This window comes from Streptomyces sp. NPDC058469 (assembly GCF_042721125.1).
Taxonomy (GTDB): Bacteria; Actinomycetota; Actinomycetes; order Streptomycetales; family Streptomycetaceae; genus Streptomyces.
Genome location: NZ_JBHXME010000336.1, coordinates 1 through 2,657, shown reverse-complemented (window position 1 = coordinate 2,657; position 2,657 = coordinate 1). Strand labels below are relative to the sequence as shown.

Annotated in this window: 2 protein-coding genes; both read left to right on the top strand. The window is 73.4% G+C overall.

What is annotated here, in order from left to right; translation table 11 throughout:
- On the top strand, positions 1-1,959 hold a 1,959-nt coding region (gene cobT, locus ACFWP5_RS52205), incomplete at its 5' end, for a nicotinate-nucleotide--dimethylbenzimidazole phosphoribosyltransferase (RefSeq protein WP_384174459.1).
- A 149-nt stretch (positions 1,960-2,108) separates the two neighbouring features.
- Positions 2,109-2,657 (top strand): bifunctional precorrin-2 dehydrogenase/sirohydrochlorin ferrochelatase (locus ACFWP5_RS52200; RefSeq protein WP_384174456.1); only part of this gene is annotated, 549 nt, incomplete at its 3' end.

Here is a 2,657-nt window from a genome sequence, read left to right as displayed (position 1 = left end):
GACCTCGCACCGACCCCGCCGCACCCGCTCACGCTCCCCGCTGAGGAGCAACCGGTGCGGCAACTCGGCGGCACAGAGGACCCCTTCGCCACCGTCCCCGCCCCCCGCGAGGCCGACTCCGACCTCGAACCGGAACTCGTACAGCACGCCGACGACCTGGACACCCGGGCCGCCGATCAGGAAGAAGAGAGCACGGCCGCAGTGGAAGACGTACGAGAGTCCACCGGCCCCGCCGCACCCGCCTACAACGACGCCGAGCGCGAGGCCGTGCTGAAGGTGATGCGCGAGCGTCGGGACATCCGCAACGGCTTCCGCAGTGACCCGATCCCGCACGACGTGCTGCTGCGGGTACTTGAGGCGGCGCACACCGCACCGTCCGTCGGTCACTCGCAGCCGTGGGACTTCGTCGTCATCCGTTCCGCCGACACCCGCCGGAGCATGCACGAACTGGCCCAGAGCCAGCGCGAGGCGTACGCGAAGTCGCTGCCGAAGGGCAGGGCGAAGCAGTTCAAGGAACTGAAGATCGAGGCCATCCTCGATACCCCGGTGAACATCGTCGTCACCGCCGACCCGACCCGCGGCGGCCGGCACACCCTGGGCCGCCACACGCAGCCGCAGATGGCGCCGTACTCCGCCGCGCTCGCCGTCGAGAACCTCTGGCTCGCCGCCCGCGCGGAGGGCCTCGGCGTCGGCTGGGTCAGCTTCTTCGACGAGCGCGAGATGGTCCGCGCACTCGGCCTGCCGGAGCACCTGGAAGTCATCGCGTACCTCTGCGTCGGCTACGTCGACGAGTTCCCGGACGAGCCCGAACTGATGCAGGCCGGCTGGTCCAAGCGCCGCCCGCTGTCGTGGGTCGTGCACGAGGAGACGTACGGCCGTCGGGCGCTGCCCGGCGAGGACCCGCACGATCTGCTCGCCGAGACGGTCGCCGGTATCCGCCCGCTGGACGCGAAGGCGCTCGGCGAGGCGTGGGAGCGGCAGAAGCGGATGACGAAGCCGCCGGGTTCGCTCGGCATGCTGGAGATCATCTCCGCGCAGCTGTCCGGTCTGTCCCGGCAGTGCCCGCCGCCGATCCCGGAGCCCGCGGCCGTCGCGATCTTCGCAGGCGACCACGGTGTGCACGCGCAGGGCGTCACCCCCTGGCCGCAGGAGGTCACCGCCCAGATGGTCGCCAACTTCCTCGGCGGCGGCGCGGTCTGCAACGCCTTCGCGAGCCAGGTGGGCGCCGAGGTGTGCGTCGTGGACGTGGGTGTCGCGTCCGAACTCCCGGCCACGCCCGGGCTGTTGCCCCGCAAGATCCGTGCCGGTACGTCCGACATGACGACCGGTCCCGCGATGAGCCGCGAGGAGGCCAAGCAGGCCATCGAGGTGGGCATCGAGACCGCCCGCGACCTGGTGGCGGCCGGCAACAAGGCGCTCCTCACCGGTGAGATGGGCATCGCGAACACCACCGCGTCCGCCGCCTTGATCTCGGTCTTCACGGACACCGACCCCGCCGAGGTCACCGGCCGGGGCACCGGCATCAACGACGAGACCCTCGCCCGCAAGACCGAGGTCGTGCGCCGCGCGATCGAACTCCACCAGCCGGACCCGGCCGACCCCATCGGCGTACTCGCCGCGGTCGGCGGTTTCGAGCACGCGGCCATGGTCGGCCTGCTGCTCGGGGGCGCCTCCCTGCGTACGCCGGTGATCCTGGACGGCGTCAGCGCCGGCGCCGCCGCCCTGGTCGCCCGCGCGATCGCCCCCGAGGTCCTCGCGGCCTGCATCGCGGGCCACCGCAGCGCCGAACCCGGGCACGTGGCCGCGCTCAACAAGCTCGGCCTGCGCCCCCTGGTCGACCTCGACCTCCGCCTCGGCGAGGGCACGGGCGCGCTGCTGGCCCTGCCGCTGGTGCAGAGCACGGCGCGGGCGATGCACGAGGTGGCGACGTTCGACTCGGCCGGCGTCACCGAGAAGTAGATCGACCCGGGCCGGGGGTGGGGTGGGCACGCGTTCCGTCGCGCCCACCCCACCCTCGCCGTAGGCTGAACGCACTCTAAAATCCGCACGTCAGGGCCGCTCCAGAGCCGTAGCGCCCACCGCACGCCCGTCCGAGGAGCCGCACCCTCATGGCCGAAAACCCCGCCTACCCCGTAGGCCTCCGCCTCACCGGCCGCAGGGTCGTCGTCCTCGGCGGCGGCCAGGTCGCCCAGCGCCGCCTCCCGGCGCTGATCGCGGCGGGCGCGGACATCACCCTCGTATCCCCCGAGGCGACCCCCTCCGTGGAGGCGATGGCGGACGCGGGCGAGATCACCTGGGAGCGACGCCCGTACGCGGACGGCGACCTCGCGAACGCCTGGTACGCCCTCATCGCGACCAGCGAGACCACCGCCAACACCGCCGCCTCCGCCGAGGCGGAAGCGAACCGCGTGTGGTGCGTCCGCTCGGACGACGCCGACGCGGCGACCGCATGGACCCCGGCGACGGGCCACAGCGAGGGCGTGACTGTCGCCGTCCTCACGACCAACGCGCGCGGCCGCGACCCCCGCCACACCGCCGCCATCCGCGACGCGGTCGTCGCGGGCCTGCGCGACGGCACCCTCGTCGCCCCCCACCACCGCACCCGCACCGCGGGCGTCGCCCTCGTCGGCGGCGGCCCCGGCGACCCGGACCTGATC